Here is a 16,162-nt window from a genome sequence, read left to right as displayed (position 1 = left end):
TGGTCGATAGCTGACTACGACGTGGAACCGTTCGAGAACACTGCCGCGAAGTGCACTAACTGTCAGATGCCGTTTCTCCTCCAGAGAGACGGTATTCAGACCCCGGACGGGTGGGACATGGGCCCGTACCAGCAGGTTTACCCGGCGGACCGTCAGCCGCTCCCCCACTACGTTCCAGCGAGCATCCGCGACTCGCACGACGAAGCTCTTCGGTGCCTCGGAGTTCGCGCCTACACCGCGGCGACCATCATGGCGTGACGCGGAGTTGAGGCCATCTGCTCAGAGCATGGGCAGGCTCGCGGGACTCTTGCGACCAAGCTCACCACTCTAAAGGACACCGGAACGATCGACGAGAGACTCCATGATTGGTCCTCCGTGGTGCGCGACCTCGGGAACACCGGCGCGCATGATGTGGAAGCAACGCTTACGCGCGAGGACGCAGACGACGCGATCGCCTTCTTCGAGGCGCTGGTGAACTACCTCTACACGTTCAAGCGCCGCTACGAGACGCACCTTCAGCGAAAGACAGTGGAGCAGGACCTCAAAGAACTTCTCTAGTGCCCTGCAGGCGACGTTCCAGCAGGCGCGAGCCCACCCCTTGAATGTTCAGTACGGGGGGATGTAGGAGGAATTGCCCCTTCGGCGCGCGACGCTCGGTCGGCGAGACCGGGCGCCGCGACTCTCCCGCATGGGATGTCGGCGCTGCCGAGTCTAGCGGGAACGCAGGAGAAATGACCGAGGCGCGAAATGACCGAGGCCGCCCGGTGTGCCCGGGCGGCCTGGTCGGAGGGTGTGGGCCGGTGCTCGTACGGAGAGTGCCGGTGGAGGGTGCGGTCAGCCGGTCTGGCGGGCTGCGCGGCGTGCGGCGAGCTCGTCGCCGGTGACGGAGGCGCCCGGCTGCTCGGCGGTGCGCTCGGAGGGCAGCTCGGCGAGCGTCCCCTCGATCTCGCGCCACACGCCGCCGATCGCGATGCCGAAGACGCCCTGGCCGCCCTGGAGCAGGTCGATGACCTCGTCGTTGCTGGTGCACTCGTAGACCGAGGCCCCGTCGCTCATGAGGGTCACGCGCGTCAGGTCGTCGGTGCCGCGCTCGCGCAGGTGCGCCGTGGCGGTGCGGATCTGCTGGAGCGAGATGCCGGCGTCGAGCAGGCGCTTGACGACCTTGAGGATCAGGATGTCGCGGAAGGAGTAGAGGCGCTGGGAGCCCGAGCCGGCGGCGCCGCGGACGCTGGGCTCGACGAGGCCGGTGCGGGCCCAGTAGTCGAGCTGGCGGTAGGTGATGCCGGCGGCGTTGCAGGCCGTGGGACCGCGGTAGCCGGTGTCGCTGGGCAGCGGCGACACGTCGTCGTCGAAGAGCAGCCCCTGCTCCTGCGCCTTGTCGGCGGCCTCGGCCTCGGCCTTGAGGCGGGCTGCGTCGGCGCCCTGCTCGTTCTCGTTGCTAGCCACAGTGACCCTCCAGGTCAGTTCCTCCGCTGAGCGGTAACTCCTGGGGGAAGGGCCCGCCCGGCGGCCGACACGCGGCAACCACAACGGTGGAGTTACAACAGAGACAGTTCACCGTAGGCCCCGGAATCCGGGTTGTCCATCCACGCCGCGGCGTGTCGCCAACCCTCGACCTTCACTTGAGGGTGAGGGTTGAGCGGCGCCACGCCGCGGTCACTCGGACTCGAAGTCGTCGGGTGAGACGTGGTCGAGGAACTCGCGGAACCGCTCCACCTCGTCCTCCTGCTCGGCCGGGACCGCGAGTCCCGCCTCGTCGAGCACGGCCTCCGCGCACACGATGCGGGAGCCGGTGCGCAAGGCCAGCGCGATCGAGTCGGACGGCCGCGCCCCGACCTCAGCGCCGCCGTCGAAGACGAGCTGGGCGAAGAAGATGCCGTCCTGCATGTCGACGATGCGGACCTCGTCGAGCCGCTGGCCGGTCGCCTCGAGCATGTCGCGCATCAGATCGTGGGTCAGCGGACGCGGCGGCGTGACGCCCTGCTGGGCGAAGGCGATGGCGGTGGCCTCGACCGCCCCGATCCAGATCGGCAGGTAGCGCTCCCCCGTCGCCTCGCGCAGCAGCACGATGGGCTGGTTGGAGGGCATCTCGACGCGGACTCCCACGACGTCCATTTCGCGCATGGCCCCACCCTACCCACGCGCCCTGATGCCTGCGCGCGGGCTCCTGGCCCGGGTCACCCCCGGTCGAGACCGACCTTCACCAGCGTCGCGTGCAGTCGCACCGACAGCGCGGCGATCTCGGAGGTGGCGTCCTCGGCGCGGCCACGGGCGGCGGCGTCGCGGCCCCGCGCGAGGGGGGCCACCACCTGCTGGACGAGACCGACCTCGCGGTCGGCAGCGTTCTTGAACGCGCGCAGGTGGCGCGGCTCGAAGCCGTAGTCGGCGAGCTCGCGGGCGGTCTGAGCGACCACGAGGGCGTCGCTGTCGAAGTGGCCGGTGCCGCTGCGCGCGCTCACCAGGCCGTACTGCTCGAGCTCGGAGAGCAGCTCCTCGGAGATCTCCGCGACCTTGAGCAGCTCGCGCCGCGACAGGCGCAGGTCACTGCTGCGGCGGAACGACTCAGGGCTGGGAAGTCCGTCGGCGCTCAGCGCGACCTTGGGGACGGTGGGCACGACCGACTCGATCGCCGGCGGCTCGAGCCCACGGTCGATCGCGTCGAGGTGGTCGCCGATGACCTTGAGCGGGAGGTAGTGGTCGCGCTGCATCGTCAAGATGTAGCGCAGCCTCGACACGTCGTCGCCGGAGAACTTGCGGTAGCCGGCCGCGGTGCGCTCGGGCTTGACGAGTCCCTGGTCCTCCAGGAAGCGGATCTTGGGGATCGTCACCCCGGGGAAGTCGGCTCGCAGCTGGTCGAGGACCTGCCCGATGTTGTAGCGGGCGCCGCGACCCGCCCCCGGGGCCGTCGAGGCACTCACGGATCAGCTGTCCGGGTGGGAGGAGAAGAACACGAGGCGATACTTGCCGATCTGCACCTCGTCGCCGTCGTGGAGCTCGAGGGAGTCAATCCGGTCGCGGTTGACGTAGGTGCCGTTGAGGCTGCCCACGTCGCTGACCGTGTAGCCGCCCCCGGAGCGGCGGAACTCCGCGTGGCGACGCGAGACGGTCACGTCGTCGAGGAAGATCTCGCTGTCGGGGTGCCGCCCGGCGCCGACCACGTCGGTGTCGAGGAGGAACCTGCTGCCGGCGCTGGGGCCGCGCTGCACGACGAGGAGCGCGTGACCGGCGGGAAGCGCGTCGACCGCGGCGGCGTCGACGGGGCTGAGCTGGCGGTCGGAGGACTCGCGCTGGTCCGGGACCCCGAAGGTGATGGTCGCAGTGGTCTCGACCGGGCTGGGACCCGGCTCCTCCCCAGCGAGCAGCTTGGTGCCGCACTGGGCACAGAAGCGGGCATCGTCAGGGTTCTGCTTGCCACAGGCGGTGCAGAACGGCATGGAAAGCTCCTCGACGTATCGACGCTGAACCCTCAGCCGAGGGTTGAGGTTGATGGTTTCCCCGAACCTACCAGCCCGGCGCTGGTCACCGCGGCCGGTCCGGGAGACCCACCGGGGCCGGCGGGCGTCGGCTCAGCCGTCGAGCCCGGACTGGTAGGCGGCCGCGTCCATCAGCCCGTCGAGCTGCGAGTCGTCGGCCACCGTGACCTCGAAGAGCCAGCCCGCCTCGTAGGGGTCGCTGTTGACGAGCTCGGGGGTGGAGTCGAGGGCCGCGTTGGTGGCCACGACCTCGCCGGTCACCGGGGCGTAGATGTCGCTGACCGACTTGGTGGACTCCAGCTCACCGCAGGTCTCCCCCGCCGCCACCTGGTCGCCGACCTGGGGCAGCGAGACGTAGACGATGTCGCCGAGCGCGTCCTGGGCGAAGTCGGTGATGCCGACCCGGACCGAGCCGTCGGCCTCGCCCGGGGTGCGGACCCACTCGTGCTCGCTGGTGTACTTCAGGTTCTCCGGATACACGATGGCTCCTCGCGGGGTCGGGCTGGTGTGGCGTGGGTCGCTCGGCAGGCTACTGGCCGGTGCCGAACTCCGCATACTCAGGCCGGGTCGCGGGGCGGACGCTGGCGATCTCGATCGTCTCGTCCTCCGCCACCTCCACCGACGCGCCGTCGTAGGTCTCCAGCGTCTCGATGGGGCCGGTCGAGAACGTCAGCGCAGTGCGCAGGACGTGGGGGTCGCCGATCACGTCGATGACGTAGGGCGGCTCGAGGAGCTCGCCGTCGAGCTCGATGCCGCCGACGGCGTTCTCGAACGAGCTGTCGGCGCCGAGCCGCACGGAGTCGTTGAACTCGATCGCCTCCGCGCCCGCGGTGCGCAGCTCCTGCACGGTGTCGAGCAGGGACCCGACGTTGACCCGGCTGTCGGACTCGGTGATCGTCACCCGAAGGCCCGGGCCGGCGACCGGCACCAGCCCGGCGATGATGTTGAGCGTGCGCACGCGCTGCTCGGCCTCGGCGAGGGCGGCGGACCGGGCCTGGTTCTCGTCGGTGAGCTCGTCGCGCCTGGCCTCCAGTCGGTCGACCTCGCGACGGGCCCGCTCGGCGGTGCCCGTCAGGCCGTCGAGCACCTCGATGAGCTCACCCTCGCGCAACCCCTCGTAGGTGTCGTTGGCCGCCGTGTCGCGCACCTGGACGACGAACGCGAAGCCGAGGACGGCCAGCAGCACGGCGACGACCCCCTGGCGCCGCGACGGCCGCGTCAGCGCCACCCGCATCCGCGCGCGCCCGGTCGTGGTCCCGGTCGTGGTCCCGGGCTCCGGCTGCGCCTCGGTCCCGGTCTCGGGCGTCGGGTCGTCGCGGTCGGGTCGCTGCTCAGGCATGGAACACGTGCCTGCGGATGGCCGCGACGTTGGCGAAGATGCGGATGCCGAGGACGACGATGACGCCGGTGCTGAGCTGCGAGCCCACGCCGAGCTGGTCGCCGAGGTAGACGATGGCCGCCGCGACCACCACGTTGCTCACGAAGGAGACGACGAAGACCTTGTCGTCGAAGATGCCGTCGAGGTGGGCGCGCAGACCGCCGAAGACGGCGTCGAGGGCCGCGACCACGGCGATGGGCAGGTAGTTCTGCAGGCTGAGCGGCACGTCGGGCGCGAACACGAGGCCGGCGACGATGCCCAGGAGCAGGCCAAGGGCGGCGATCACGGCGAGCTCCCCCCTCCTTCAGGTGCGCCGTCGGGGTCGGCGCTGAGCTCGATCACATCACGAAGCGCGCGTTCGGGCGCAGCCGGCAGGCTGACGTCGTCGACGTTCTGGGCCTCGTAGACGAAGCCGAGACCGTTGACCAGGCCGAACCACTGCTGGCCCTGGGAGGTCTCCACGAGCCGGGCCTGCAGCGTGCGCGGGTCGCCGATCACCGACACGACGTAGGGCGCGTTGACGGGGCGGCCGTTGACGTGGACGGCGCGGTTGGTGTTGCGGATGGCCCCCAGGGCGTTGAGCCGCTGGTCGTTGATGGCGATGGCCTCGGCCCCCGCCTGGAACAGCCCGTCCACGAGCGTGGCGAGGTCCTCGTCGCGGATCTCGCTGTCGACGTCGGCGCCGGGGGCGTTGTCGACCGTGATGCGCACGCCGGGGCCGTGGGCGGCGGAGAAGCCGGTGAGGAGCTCGGCGCGCCGCACGCGGGGGGCGATCTCGTCGAGCTGGCCCCGGATCTTGGTGCTGCTGCTCGCGACGGCTGCGTTGGAGCGGGTCAGCCGGCCGACCTCGGCCTGGAGGTTGCGGACCTGGTCGCCCCGGACGTCGATCTGCTCGATGAGCGCGGCGCGGCCCATCTCGTTGGCCGGCGCCTCCCGGGCGGTCTGCACCGCGACCACCGCCGTCATCGCCCCGAGGGCGGCCACCGCCAGCACGCTCGACCAGTGCGGGCGCGCCACCTTCGGGCGTACGTCGCCGGCCGCGGCCCGCTGCTGGGCGACGTGGGCGTAGTCCTCGTCCATCGAGCGGGCGGTGACCAGCGCGAGCAGCGGGGTGGTGACGTGCTCGGGCAGCCCGCTCGCACCGTCCGCGACCGGCGCGGGAGCGGGTCGCGCCTCAGCCATGGTCGCCTGCCGGTGACGGGTGGCGTGGCGTCTCGCGCAGCAGCGTGCGCACCTGCCAGGCGTAGAGCACCCCGGCCCACCAGTAGAGCCCGATCCCCCACCACGCGAAGGCCCACCCGAAGTTGCGCGCGAGAGTGGCGACGATGCCGTCGCCGTCGCCGAGCAGCAGCAGCGGGAAGGCGTAGAGCAGGTTGAACGTGGCGGCCTTGCCGAGGAAGTGCACCGGGAGCGCCGAGAAGCCCCGGGTGCGCAGGATCGGGACGAGGCCCCAGAGGAGGAGGTCGCGCAGCGGCAGGGCGATGGCCACCCACCACGGGATGATGTCGCGCATGTACAGCCCGACCACGACCGCGAGGATGTAGAGCCGATCGGCCACCGGGTCGAGGATCTCGCCGAGCACCGAGTACTGGTCGAGCCGGCGCGCCAGCCACCCGTCGAGGAAGTCGGTCAAACCGGCCACCATCAGCACGACGAGCGCGATCGCGTCGGCCTCGGGCCCGAGCACCAGCCACAGGAACAGGGGCACGCCGGCCAGCCGCACCACGCTGATGACGTTGGGCACGGTCCAGACGCGAGTAGCTCCCTCGGACACGATCAGACCCTACCGAGCACTCAGCGAGCCTCGACGGCGGACACGTCGTGGTGGGCGGCGTCGCGGATCTCGCCGACGAGCTCCTCGAGGACGTCCTCGAGCGTGACCACGCCGATGACCGTGCCGTCACGCTCGACGACCCGGGCCATGTGGGCCCCCTTCACCTGCAGGCTCTCCAGGGCGTCGTGGAGCAGGTCGTGGGGGTGGACGGAGGCGAAGGGCCGGATCCACTTGTCCTCGATGACGCGCGAGCGCTTGTCGTCCTCGGACTCGAGGGCGTCCTTGATGTGGAGGTAGCCGAGGAGGGTGCCGTCGTCGGCGGCCACCGGGAACCGGCTGAAGCCGGTGGCGGCGCAGACCGCCTCGACGTCGGCCACGGTGGAGCCCGGCGCCACGGTGGCGAGCGTGTCGGTCGTCATCACGATCGAGGCGACCGACTTCTCGGTGAAGCCGAGCGCACCCGCGAGACGGTCGTACTCGTCGGCCTCGATCAGGCCCTCGCCGCGCGACTCCTCGACCAGCGCGGCGACCTCCTCGCGCGTGAAGCTGGAGTGGACCTCGTCCTTGGGCTCGATGCGCAGCAGTCGCAGCACCCCGTTGGCGACCATGTTCATGCCGCCGATGACCGGGCGCAGCACCGTGACGATCACCATCATCGGCGGGCTCAGCACCAGGGCGGCCCGGTCGGCCCCGGCGAGGGCGATGTTCTTGGGCACCATCTCGCCGAGCACGACGTGCAGGTAGACCACGATCGACATCGCCACCACGAACGACACCGGGTGGAGCAGGTCCTCGGGCAGCCGGGCCGCGTGGAACAGCGGCTCGAGCAGGTGGGCGACTGCGGGCTCGCCGATGGCGCCGAGGCCGAGCGAGCAGACGGTGATGCCGAGCTGGGCGCCGGCCATCACCAGCGAGACGTTCTCCATGGCGCGCAGCGTGGTGCGAGCTGCGCGCGAGCCCTCCTGGGCCCGCGGCTCGATCTGGCTGCGGCGCGCGGCCAGCAGCGCGAACTCGGCGCCGACGAAGAAGGCGTTGAGGGCGAGAAGCACGACGGCCAGGCCCACCCCGAAGAGGTCACTGTTCATGGTCGGACTCCCCCACCAGGACCAGGTCGAGCCGGTCGATGCGCAAGCCGTCCATCCTCTGCACGGTCAGGGTCACCAGTCGCTCACGCACCTCGTTGGGATCGCTGCGGTCGGGCACCGGCACCTCGATCCGGTCGCCGGGCTCGGGGATCTTGCCGAGCTCACGCATCACCAGTCCGGCCACGGTGTCGTAGTCCTCGTGGTCGGGCAGCTCGATGTCGGTGACGTCCTCGACCTCGTCGGGGCGCAGCAGCCCGGAGAGGGTCCAGCTGCCGTCGCGGCGCTGCCGGATGCGGGCGCCCAGGCGGTCGTGCTCGTCGGAGATGTCGCCGACGATCTCCTCGACGACGTCCTCGAGCGTCACGATGCCCGCGTGACCGCCGTACTCGTCGAGCACGACGGCCATCTGGAAGCCGTCCTGGCGCAGCAGCGCCAGCAGCGGGTCGAGCCGGAGGCTGTCGGGCACGACGACGGGCTTGACCATCACGTGCTTGATGCGCGTGGTGGCACGCTCGTGGACCGGCACCGCCACCGCGTGCTTGACGTGCACGGTGCCGACGACAGCGTCCTCCGCGTCGAGCACGGGGAAGCGGGAGTGGCCGGTCTGGCGGGCCAGGTCGATGACCGTCGACACGCGGTCGCCGTCCTCGACCGTCGTGGTACGCACGCGCGGCGTCATGATCTCGCCGGCGGTGCGGGTGCCGAACTCGACGGAGCGCTCCACCAGCTCGGCGGTGTCGGCGTCGAGTGTGCCCTGGTCGGCGGAGCGCTGGACGAGCGAGGACAGCTCCTGGGAGCTCCGCGCGGAGCGGAGCTCCTCCTGCGGCTCGATGCCGAGTCGGCGCACGATCGCGTTGGCCGAGCCGTTGAGTGCGCGGATCGGCCCGCGGCTGAGTGCGGTGAAGCCGCGCATGAAGCCCTGGGTGGCGCGCGCGGTCTCGAGCGGCCGGGCGATCGCGATGTTCTTGGGCACCATCTCGCCGAAGATCATCGTGATCACCGTGCCGAGCGCCAGGCCGAGCGCGATGGACAGCGGGCTGACCGCGCCGTCGGGCACGCCCAGCGCGGCCAGCGGCTCGTCGACGAGGTCGGAGATGGCCGGCTCGGCCAGGAAGCCGATGGCGAGGTTGGTCACGGTGATGCCGACCTGGGCGCCGGAGAGCTGCGTCGACAGCGAGCGGAGCGCCAGCTGGACCCCTCGGGCGCCCTCGTCACCCGACGCGGCCGCGCGCTCGACGCCGGGGCGGTCGACGGTGACGAGGGAGAACTCGGCGGCCACGAAGAGGCCGCAGGCAGCCACGAGGGCCAATGACACCAGCAGGAGCAGGAGGGGGGTCACGACGCGCACCCGGTGGTGGTCGGTGCGGTCGTGCGGGGACTTTGACTCTCGTCCATGGCGGCTGCTGCGGGTTCCTTCGTCCGGGGTCGTGGTCGTGGCGGGCCCCGCAGAGGGGGCCGCCGACGCGCCCAAGGGTAACGGTCGGGACCTTCTCGGCCCCAGTCGTCGTGTCGCTTTTGGGGTGGCGGGTCCCCGCGGCCTAGGGTGGCGCCGACACAGGGCGTGCGACAGGTGCCCTCCGGGTCTCGGCGAGGGGCACAATGCGAGCGTGGGCACAGTCTGTCTCGGCTGCCCTCCTCGTCGTCCTCATCGCCACCCTGGCCACGGTCAGCGCCACCGGCGACCCGGGTGACGCCAGCGGGCCCGACGCGGCGCGGATGGTGCAGGGCACCCAGGCCGCCGACGCCGGCCCCGCGCGCCCCAACCTGGTGTTCGTGCTCACCGACGACATGCGCGACGACGACCTCGACCACATGCCGATCACCCGCCGGCTCCTGGCCGACCAGGGCATGGAGTTCACCGACGCGATCTCCCCTCACCCGCTCTGCTGCCCGGCCCGCGCGCAGCTCGCCACGGGCCAGTACGCCCAGAACAACGGCGTGCAGCACAACCGGGGCGTCCACGGGGGGTTCCAGGCCCTCGATCCCACCCGGGAGGCGAGCGCATGGTTCCGCGACGAGGGCTACCGCACGGCGTTCGTCGGCAAGTTCCTCAACGGCTACGGCCCCCGTGACGTCCGGCCCGCCGGCTGGTCGCGCTGGGACGCGCTGACCCGCGGCACCTACGACTACGTCGACTTCACGATGACCAACGACGGCGAGCCGCGTCACCACACCGACGCCTACGTCACCTCGGTCATCGAGGACCACGCCAACGAGGCGGTCCGCGACTTCGCCCGCAGCGGCGACCCGTTCGTCGTCTACGCCTGGCACATCGCGCCCCACTACCGGATCACGCCCGAGGGCGGACGCAGCCTGCCGCTCGCCGAGCCCCGCGACGAGCAGCTGTTCCTCGACGAGCGCCCCGCGTCCTTCGACGACCCCGCCTTCGACGAGGACGACGTCACCGACCAGCCCCGCTACCTCCGCAACCGCGCCCGGGTCTCGCGTCCCGACGTCGCGGCCGAGAACACCGCTCGTCTCCAGGCGCTGCAGTCGGTCGACCGGGCCGTCGGCTCGCTGGTCGAGACGCTGGCGACCGAGGGCGTCCTCGATGAGACCTACCTCGTGTTCGCCTCCGACAACGGCTACTCCCTCGGCGAGCACCGCTACCTCGGCAAGGACGTGCTCACCGACGAGGCCCTCCAGGTCCCGCTGCTGGTCCGGGGCCCGGGCATCGTGCCGGGGAGCACCTCGGCGCTGCCGGTCACGCTCGTCGACCTCCCGGCCACCTTCGCCGCCCTCGCCGGCGTCACCCCGCAGTGGCAGGTCGACGGCACGTCGCTCGCACCGACCCTGCGCGGGGAGGACCAGGCCTTCCGCGACACCACCCTGATCCAGACCGGCCGCACGCTCGGCGACGGCTGGTCGCACCGCGGGGTGCGCACGGAGCGCTACCTCTACGGCACCGACGGGACCGACGGCTTCCTCTACGACCGCCTGCTCGACCCCGACGAGCTGGTCAACCTCGTCGACGATCCGGCCTACGCCGGGGTGCGGGCGGTGCTGGAGCAGCGCCGCCGCGAGCTCACCGAGTGCGCGGGATGGACCTGCAACCAGCAGTTCGGCCCGGTGACCGAGCCGGTGACCGACCCGGTGACCGACCCCACCCAGGGGCCGTCGTGACGGCGTGAGCCAGACGCTCCTCGCCGCCCTGGTCCAGGTCGCTCCGATCGCCGTGTTCCTGGTGGCGATCACGGTGACCGCCGAGGTCGCCCAGCTCGCCGGCGTGTTCGACGTGGCCGCCCACGCCCTCGCGCGGCGCGCCCGGCACCGCGTGCTGCTGCTGTGGCTCGCCTTCGCCGCCCTGGCCGTGGCCTGCACCGTCGTGCTCAGCCTCGACACCACCGCGGTCCTGCTCACGCCCGTCGGCATCGCCGTCGCCCGGCAGACCGGCATCGCACCGCTCCCCTTCGCCCTCACCACGCTCTGGATCGCCAACACCGGCTCGCTGCTGCTTCCGGTCTCCAACCTGACCAACCTGCTCGCCGTGCACCGGCTCGCCGACCTCGACGCCGGTCACGGCGACTACGTGCGGGCGGCGGCGCTCCCGGCGCTGGCGGCCGTCGCTGTCACGCTCCTCCTCATCGCCGTGCTGCAGCGCCGCGCGCTGCGCGGCACCTACGCGGTGGAGCCCCCGGCCGATCCCCACGACCGGGTGCTGCTCGTCGTCGCCGGCGGGGTGTGCCTGCTCATCGGTCCGCTCTTCGCGGTGGGCGCCCCTCCCGCTCTGGTGGCGCTGGGTTCGGCCGGCGTCCTCCTCGCCGTCCTCCGCTGGCGCGCGCCGGGCCTGGTGCGGGACGTCCGACCCCCGTGGCTGATGGCCGGCGCGTTCCTCGTGGTGGCGGGGCTGCTGCGGCTCGCGCAGGGCGAGGGGATGCTCGACTGGCTCGCACCGGCGTTCGGCGCCGGCACCCGGACCCTCGACCTGCTCCACCTGTCCGCCACCGCGGCGCTCGCGGCCAACGCCGTCAACAACCTCCCGGCCTACCTGCTCGTGGAGCCAGCGGCGTCCGACGACGTGCGCCGCCTCGTCGCGTCGCTGGTGGGGGTCAACGCCGGTGCCCTGGTCACCCCCTGGGCGTCGCTCGCCACGCTCTTGTGGCTGCAGCGCTGCCGGGCGGCCGGACTGCGGATCCCGCTGCTGCGCCTGGCCGCCTGGGGGGCGTTGTGCGCGACCCTCAGCGTGACCGCCGCCACCCTCGCGATCCGCTGAGCCGCGATACCCCCCCGGTGACGATCTCCCGCGACGACGTCCTCGCCGCCCGGCGCCGCATCGACGGCCGGGTGCGGCGCACTCCCCTGCTCGCCCCGGCCGGCAGCGACACGCTCTGGCTCAAGTACGAGCACCTGCAGCACTGCGGCGTGTTCAAGACCCGCGGCGCCTACAACCGCCAGCTGGCCGCGCGCGAGCGCGGCGAGCTCGGCCCGGCCGGCGTCGTGGTCGCCTCAGGCGCCAACGCCGGGCTCGCCCAGGCGTGCTCGAGGACGAGCCGGGCATCGCGATCGTGGTGGCGGTCGGGGGCGGCGGGCTCTACGCCGGCTCGGCGACCTCGCCGACGCCGCCCTCCGGGCCGAGCCGCCGGTCTCGGTCCTGGTGGGCGAGGACGACATCGTCGCGGCCCGCGACCACCTCTGGGCCGAGCACCGCATCGCGTCCGAGCACGGGGCGGCGACCGCGATGGCGGCGGTCCTCAGCGGGGCGTACGTCCCGCATGACGGCGGGCGGCTGACCAGCACACAGCAGCGGCGTGGCCCCGGAGGGCCACGCCGCTGTGGTTCGCGTTTTCGGGCCGACCCACTGTCTCTGGGGGGATCCGTGCCACGGCGGGAGGTCGAGGCACGGACGACACGGTGGTGGACCCAGCGGAACGCGGCCGCTCACCTCCTCAGCGTGCTCGCGGCCCGTGGTGTTACGGGCCGGGAGCACCTTTTTCCGCTGGCCCGGACCTCGGGCTCAGTCGGCCTCCCAGTAGGGACCCGGGCGGTAGGGATCCGGCTCGATCGTGGTGACCGGCCGCCGCTCCGTCCGCCACACCGTGCGCCACGTGCCGTCGGGGTTGCGCACCTTGGTCGAGACGCGGAAGTTGAGGTAGGTCGTGGTGTAGGCGTTGCGGGAGTTGCGCTTGTTCTTCCACTGGTAGTCGAAGTTCTTGAGGTACTTCCGCGCCACCCGCTTGCCTTGGATGGTGAAGAGGAGCTCGTCGTTGCCGGGGCTCAGGCTGGCCCAGTTGGACGACCCGGTGAGCACCAGGTGGGAGTCGGGCACGCCGTTGTAGGTGCCCTGGACGACGAGGTACTTCTGGTGGCTGTAGTAGCTCAGGATCAGGTCGTCCTTGCCGTCCTTGTTGAGGTCGTAGTTGTCGTCGGGGTTGAAGTCGAGCCCGGTCGAGCGGAGCGGGATCCGCCCCCGCGGCGTGGGCGCGCCGATGACGCGCTTGGTGTGGTAGCCGATGAGCCCGTAGCTGACCCGCACCTGGCAGCCCTCGATGTACTTCTGCCGGATGGCCGCGGCGAGGTAGTCGCCCCGCCTGCCGCGCATCGTGTGCATCGACAGCGCCAGCCGGGTGCGCTTCTGACCGCCGGCCGCGTCCGGGGTCAGGCACTGCACCTTGCCCAGCGTGTCGAGGATCAGGTCGTTCTTGGCCCCCGACGGCTTGGGCATGATCCACGCGGTGTGCTTGTCGACCGAGTCGTCGCACACGCCGAGCCGGGGCGTCCCGCAGAAGAACTGCGGGGGCTGGCGGGTGTCGTAATCCTTCTTCATGTCGTTGAACAGCCGCACGAACTGCCGGAACAGCTCATGGTCGCCGGAGGTGAAGTAGAGGTCGTTCCACTGGTGGATGTTGGCGTTCTGGGTCATGTTGGCCGAGCCGACGGCGAGCACGTCCCTGGAGCGACCGGCGCGGGAGAACGTGTAGAACTTGGTGTGCAGGTTGTTGTACTCGTTCCTCTTGCTCCGGCACCCGGCCTTGCAGCGGTAGATGAAGCTGCTGCTGCTGCGCTTGGCGCCGATCTCGCGCCGGATGGCCAGCATCGCCCTCGTGTACTGGTGGTCGTTGAGGAGCATCTGCACCTTCACGCCCCGACGGTGGGCGGCGATCAGCGCCCTCGCGACCGGCATCCGGTCGAACGAGTACACCGCGATCCTGATCGTCGACCCCTTGGGCGCGTGGTTGATCGTGTCGATCACCCGGCGTTCGATCCGGTAGTGCCCCTTCTTGAGGTGCGGGTCGTTGAAGAACGGACCCTGCGGCGCCTTCCACCTCTTGCGCTTCGCCCGGGCGGCCTGTTCGGCCGGGTCGGTCTGGGCAGCCGCCGCCTGTTCCGCCGTGGACCCCGGGCTGCCCCCGGGAGCGGCCGCGGCCGTAGGCACGACGGCCTCCGGGGTGCCCAGCACCAGGGCCAGGGTGAGCAGGACCAACAACCTCGACACGTACACGCCTTCCTGACCGCCACCGTCGGGTGGCGTCGTCACGCTCAGGCCCCGTCCCGCACATCGCTGCGCGAGCACGGCCGGGGCACGTCGACCGGGCCCAGCGGTTCGCAGACCCGGTCCGTCCGACAAGAGGAGACGGCGCCGGGCCACGGAAAGTTGCGCACGGATCGCATCCGATCCGGCGCGGGCCGGCTACCCGGCGGCCGGGCCCCCGCTCCGCCCGCCGACGGCGCCCCCTCGGGCACCTCGACCTCGCCAACCCGCGCGCGGCTGGTCGCCGACCAGCATCAGCCCCACGACGCCGGCGACGACGAGCGCATAGGTCGACGGACTCCGCACGAGCGCCGGCACCGCGTCGAGGACGTGGGCCGGGGACAGGTCGCCAGGCAGCATCCGTGACGCCACCGCCGTGGCGCCGTACGCCAGGCCGGCCACCGACCCCAGCGCCGTGGCGCCGCGCGCCGCCGATGCGGGCCAGGAGTGGGGCGTGCTCGTGGCCGCGGTCGTCCTCGGCGTCGCGGCGGTGCCACTAAGAACCCCAGGCCGTCCAGCCCCACGCCCAGGAGGTAGCGCCAGGACCGCAGCAGCGGCCCCAGGAGTCGCGGCCTGCGGTGGTGCCGCGAGCAGCCATCGCCTGCAGCACCGATCCGAGGCCGTAGCAGCAGGCAGCCGCGAACGCGGTGAGGAGACCGAGTGCCACCCAGCGACGCCAACCCAGGTGCGGCAGCGGGGACAGCGCGTGCCGGCTCCCCCTCTCCCCACCCGGACGTGCGCGAGGTGCGCATGTCGCCGGGGCGAACCTGCACGAGGCGGTGCTGCAGGCACTCCGCAAGATCGCCGACGACATCGAGGGGAAACTCATCCGCCCGACCTATCAACGAAGCACGTTCGACCCTCTTCGTCGAAAGTGGAGACAAGCCCCAACTCCCCCAGGACTGGGGTCGCGCTCGTTTCGGACAGTGCGCTCGTGCGGGGGCCCGGCTTGAGCCCCCGCACAGCGTAACCATCACGGTCCGGGCTCGTTGCACCGGAGAGACCCCAGAACGTCACCACGGTTGCCAGCAACCCAACGTGGCGCGCCAACACCCAGGGAACCCTCTTTGGGGACCGGAACGGCGACTGAGCCGTTCCCCCACGAATCGCAACACGGAACACCCAACACCTGAAGGGCAAGACATTGCAGAAGCGCAACATCATCACCGGCCTCATCCTCGCGGGAGCGCTCGTCATCGGTGGCACGGGCGGCGCAGTCGCCGGTGACCTCATCGGCAGCAAGGACATCCGTGACGGCTCGGTCAAGGTGAAGGACATCGCCCCCGGCGCGGTCGAGAAGTTCACCGCCTCCACCAAGGGGGTCCCCGGCCCGGTCGGTCCGGTCGGCCCCAAGGGCGCGGACGGCAAGGACGGTGCCAAGGGCGACCCCGGCAACGCGCTCGTCGGTGCGAAGTACCGCACGCTGACCTACATCAACGGCGGTGGCGGATCGGCCACCGTGGCGTGTGACGACGACCCGACGGTCTCCCAGACCTACACGGCCATCGCGGGGGGCATGCAGGGCGGCACCGTGGACACGCAGGACGACGGCTTCGTGGTGAACTCGTCGTTCCCCGGTCGCATGAACTGGGACGCCGGCACCCCGCGTCCGGGTCGCCTCGACGGCTGGATCGTCCTCGGCAACGGGCAGCAGACCAGCACGCTGACCGTCTGGGCGCTGTGCGTCCCCAACACCAGCATCACCGTGGACGCCGGGACCATCAACAACTGACACCGGCCATCACGACCGGCCGTCGGGGAATCTCTCCGAAGGCTCGGGCGAGACAACCTCCTTCCTGGACGGGCCGGCGGGCCGCGCCCACCGCCTGAGAGGAGATTCGCGGGGGAGTTCTCCTCTCACCCAGCAGGGCCCCGGTGCCACGACATGGCGCCGGGGCCCTGCTTCTTTTCCGCCACACCTGTTGGAGGGGCTACGAGACGACTGGACCCCAAGGCGGGCCATCCGCATGCCGCCGGCGCCGA

16 protein-coding genes and 1 pseudogene are annotated in these 16,162 nt (G+C 71.5%); 5 read left to right on the top strand and 12 right to left on the bottom strand.

What is annotated here, in order from left to right:
* Positions 1-273: 273 nt before the first annotated feature.
* Complete coding sequence (locus tag AC3X7Z_RS18975) at positions 274-558, top strand: DUF4145 domain-containing protein (RefSeq protein WP_489976929.1); 285 nt, start codon at positions 274-276, stop codon at positions 556-558.
* A 276-nt stretch (positions 559-834) separates the two neighbouring features.
* On the opposite strand, the gene AC3X7Z_RS18970 is transcribed toward AC3X7Z_RS18975, so the two are convergent.
* The 11 genes from AC3X7Z_RS18970 to AC3X7Z_RS18920 form a co-directional block, all read right to left on the bottom strand.
* Positions 835-1,446: a MerR family transcriptional regulator gene (locus AC3X7Z_RS18970; RefSeq protein WP_186342229.1), complete on the bottom strand. Its 612-nt coding sequence runs from the start codon at positions 1,444-1,446 to the stop codon at positions 835-837.
* 210 nt (positions 1,447-1,656) lie between these two features.
* The gene (locus tag AC3X7Z_RS18965) at positions 1,657-2,124 is read right to left on the bottom strand and encodes a bifunctional nuclease family protein (protein WP_186342230.1); all 468 of its coding nucleotides are present in this window, start codon (positions 2,122-2,124) and stop codon (positions 1,657-1,659) included.
* A gap of 53 nt (positions 2,125-2,177) precedes the next feature.
* Positions 2,178-2,918: a transcriptional regulator FtsR gene (gene ftsR / locus AC3X7Z_RS18960; RefSeq protein WP_186342231.1), complete on the bottom strand. Its 741-nt coding sequence runs from the start codon at positions 2,916-2,918 to the stop codon at positions 2,178-2,180.
* Positions 2,919-2,921: 3 nt separating this feature from the next.
* A complete protein-coding gene (locus AC3X7Z_RS18955) occupies positions 2,922-3,434 on the bottom strand; it encodes an FHA domain-containing protein (RefSeq protein ID WP_186342232.1) in 513 nt (170 codons plus the stop codon).
* 132 nt (positions 3,435-3,566) lie between these two features.
* The gene (gene gcvH / locus AC3X7Z_RS18950; RefSeq protein ID WP_241005094.1) at positions 3,567-3,953 is read right to left on the bottom strand and encodes a glycine cleavage system protein GcvH; all 387 of its coding nucleotides are present in this window, start codon (positions 3,951-3,953) and stop codon (positions 3,567-3,569) included.
* Positions 3,954-4,002: 49 nt separating this feature from the next.
* Positions 4,003-4,812 (bottom strand): DUF881 domain-containing protein, encoded by an 810-nt coding sequence (locus AC3X7Z_RS18945; RefSeq protein WP_186342234.1) that lies wholly within the window; start codon positions 4,810-4,812, stop codon positions 4,003-4,005.
* Positions 4,805-5,137 carry a small basic family protein gene (locus AC3X7Z_RS18940; RefSeq protein WP_186342235.1) on the bottom strand — a complete coding sequence of 111 codons (333 nt, stop codon included), beginning with the start codon at positions 5,135-5,137 and terminating at the stop codon, positions 4,805-4,807. Before AC3X7Z_RS18940 ends, AC3X7Z_RS18945 begins: the two co-directional genes overlap by 8 nt.
* Positions 5,134-6,033: a DUF881 domain-containing protein gene (locus AC3X7Z_RS18935; protein ID WP_186342236.1), complete on the bottom strand. Its 900-nt coding sequence runs from the start codon at positions 6,031-6,033 to the stop codon at positions 5,134-5,136. Before AC3X7Z_RS18935 ends, AC3X7Z_RS18940 begins: the two co-directional genes overlap by 4 nt.
* Complete coding sequence (gene clsA / locus AC3X7Z_RS18930; protein WP_241005095.1) at positions 6,026-6,625, bottom strand: cardiolipin synthase ClsA; 600 nt, start codon at positions 6,623-6,625, stop codon at positions 6,026-6,028. Before clsA ends, AC3X7Z_RS18935 begins: the two co-directional genes overlap by 8 nt.
* 20 nt (positions 6,626-6,645) lie before the next feature.
* Positions 6,646-7,710: a hemolysin family protein gene (locus AC3X7Z_RS18925; protein ID WP_186342237.1), complete on the bottom strand. Its 1,065-nt coding sequence runs from the start codon at positions 7,708-7,710 to the stop codon at positions 6,646-6,648.
* Entirely contained in the window at positions 7,700-9,049 is a 1,350-nt protein-coding gene (locus tag AC3X7Z_RS18920) for a hemolysin family protein (RefSeq protein WP_186342238.1), read from the bottom strand. Before AC3X7Z_RS18920 ends, AC3X7Z_RS18925 begins: the two co-directional genes overlap by 11 nt.
* A 260-nt stretch (positions 9,050-9,309) precedes the next feature.
* On the opposite strand from AC3X7Z_RS18920, the gene AC3X7Z_RS18915 reads away from it, so the two are divergent.
* The 3 genes and pseudogenes from AC3X7Z_RS18915 to AC3X7Z_RS18905 all read left to right on the top strand — a co-directional run.
* On the top strand, positions 9,310-10,833 hold the full coding sequence (locus tag AC3X7Z_RS18915) for a sulfatase-like hydrolase/transferase (RefSeq protein WP_186342239.1): 1,524 nt from the start codon (positions 9,310-9,312) through the stop codon (positions 10,831-10,833).
* A gap of 4 nt (positions 10,834-10,837) precedes the next feature.
* On the top strand, positions 10,838-11,923 hold the full coding sequence (locus tag AC3X7Z_RS18910) for an SLC13 family permease (RefSeq protein WP_489976884.1): 1,086 nt from the start codon (positions 10,838-10,840) through the stop codon (positions 11,921-11,923).
* A pseudogene (locus AC3X7Z_RS18905) lies at positions 11,809-12,129 on the top strand (hypothetical protein); the annotation flags it as partial. The gene AC3X7Z_RS18910 and the pseudogene AC3X7Z_RS18905, both read left to right, overlap by 115 nt.
* A 535-nt stretch (positions 12,130-12,664) precedes the next feature.
* Here the strand turns inward: AC3X7Z_RS18905 and AC3X7Z_RS18900 are convergent.
* Complete coding sequence (locus AC3X7Z_RS18900) at positions 12,665-14,143, bottom strand: phospholipase D-like domain-containing protein (protein WP_489976883.1); 1,479 nt, start codon at positions 14,141-14,143, stop codon at positions 12,665-12,667.
* A 1,180-nt stretch (positions 14,144-15,323) separates the two neighbouring features.
* On the opposite strand from AC3X7Z_RS18900, the gene AC3X7Z_RS18895 reads away from it, so the two are divergent.
* Entirely contained in the window at positions 15,324-15,911 is a 588-nt protein-coding gene (locus AC3X7Z_RS18895; RefSeq protein ID WP_489976882.1) for a hypothetical protein, read from the top strand.
* The last annotated feature ends 251 nt before the right edge of the window (positions 15,912-16,162 follow it).

Source organism: Nocardioides sp. Z24_21 (assembly GCF_058134345.1).
The sequence above is the reverse complement of the archived record's forward strand: the minus strand, read 5'-3'. Positions and strand labels throughout refer to the sequence as shown.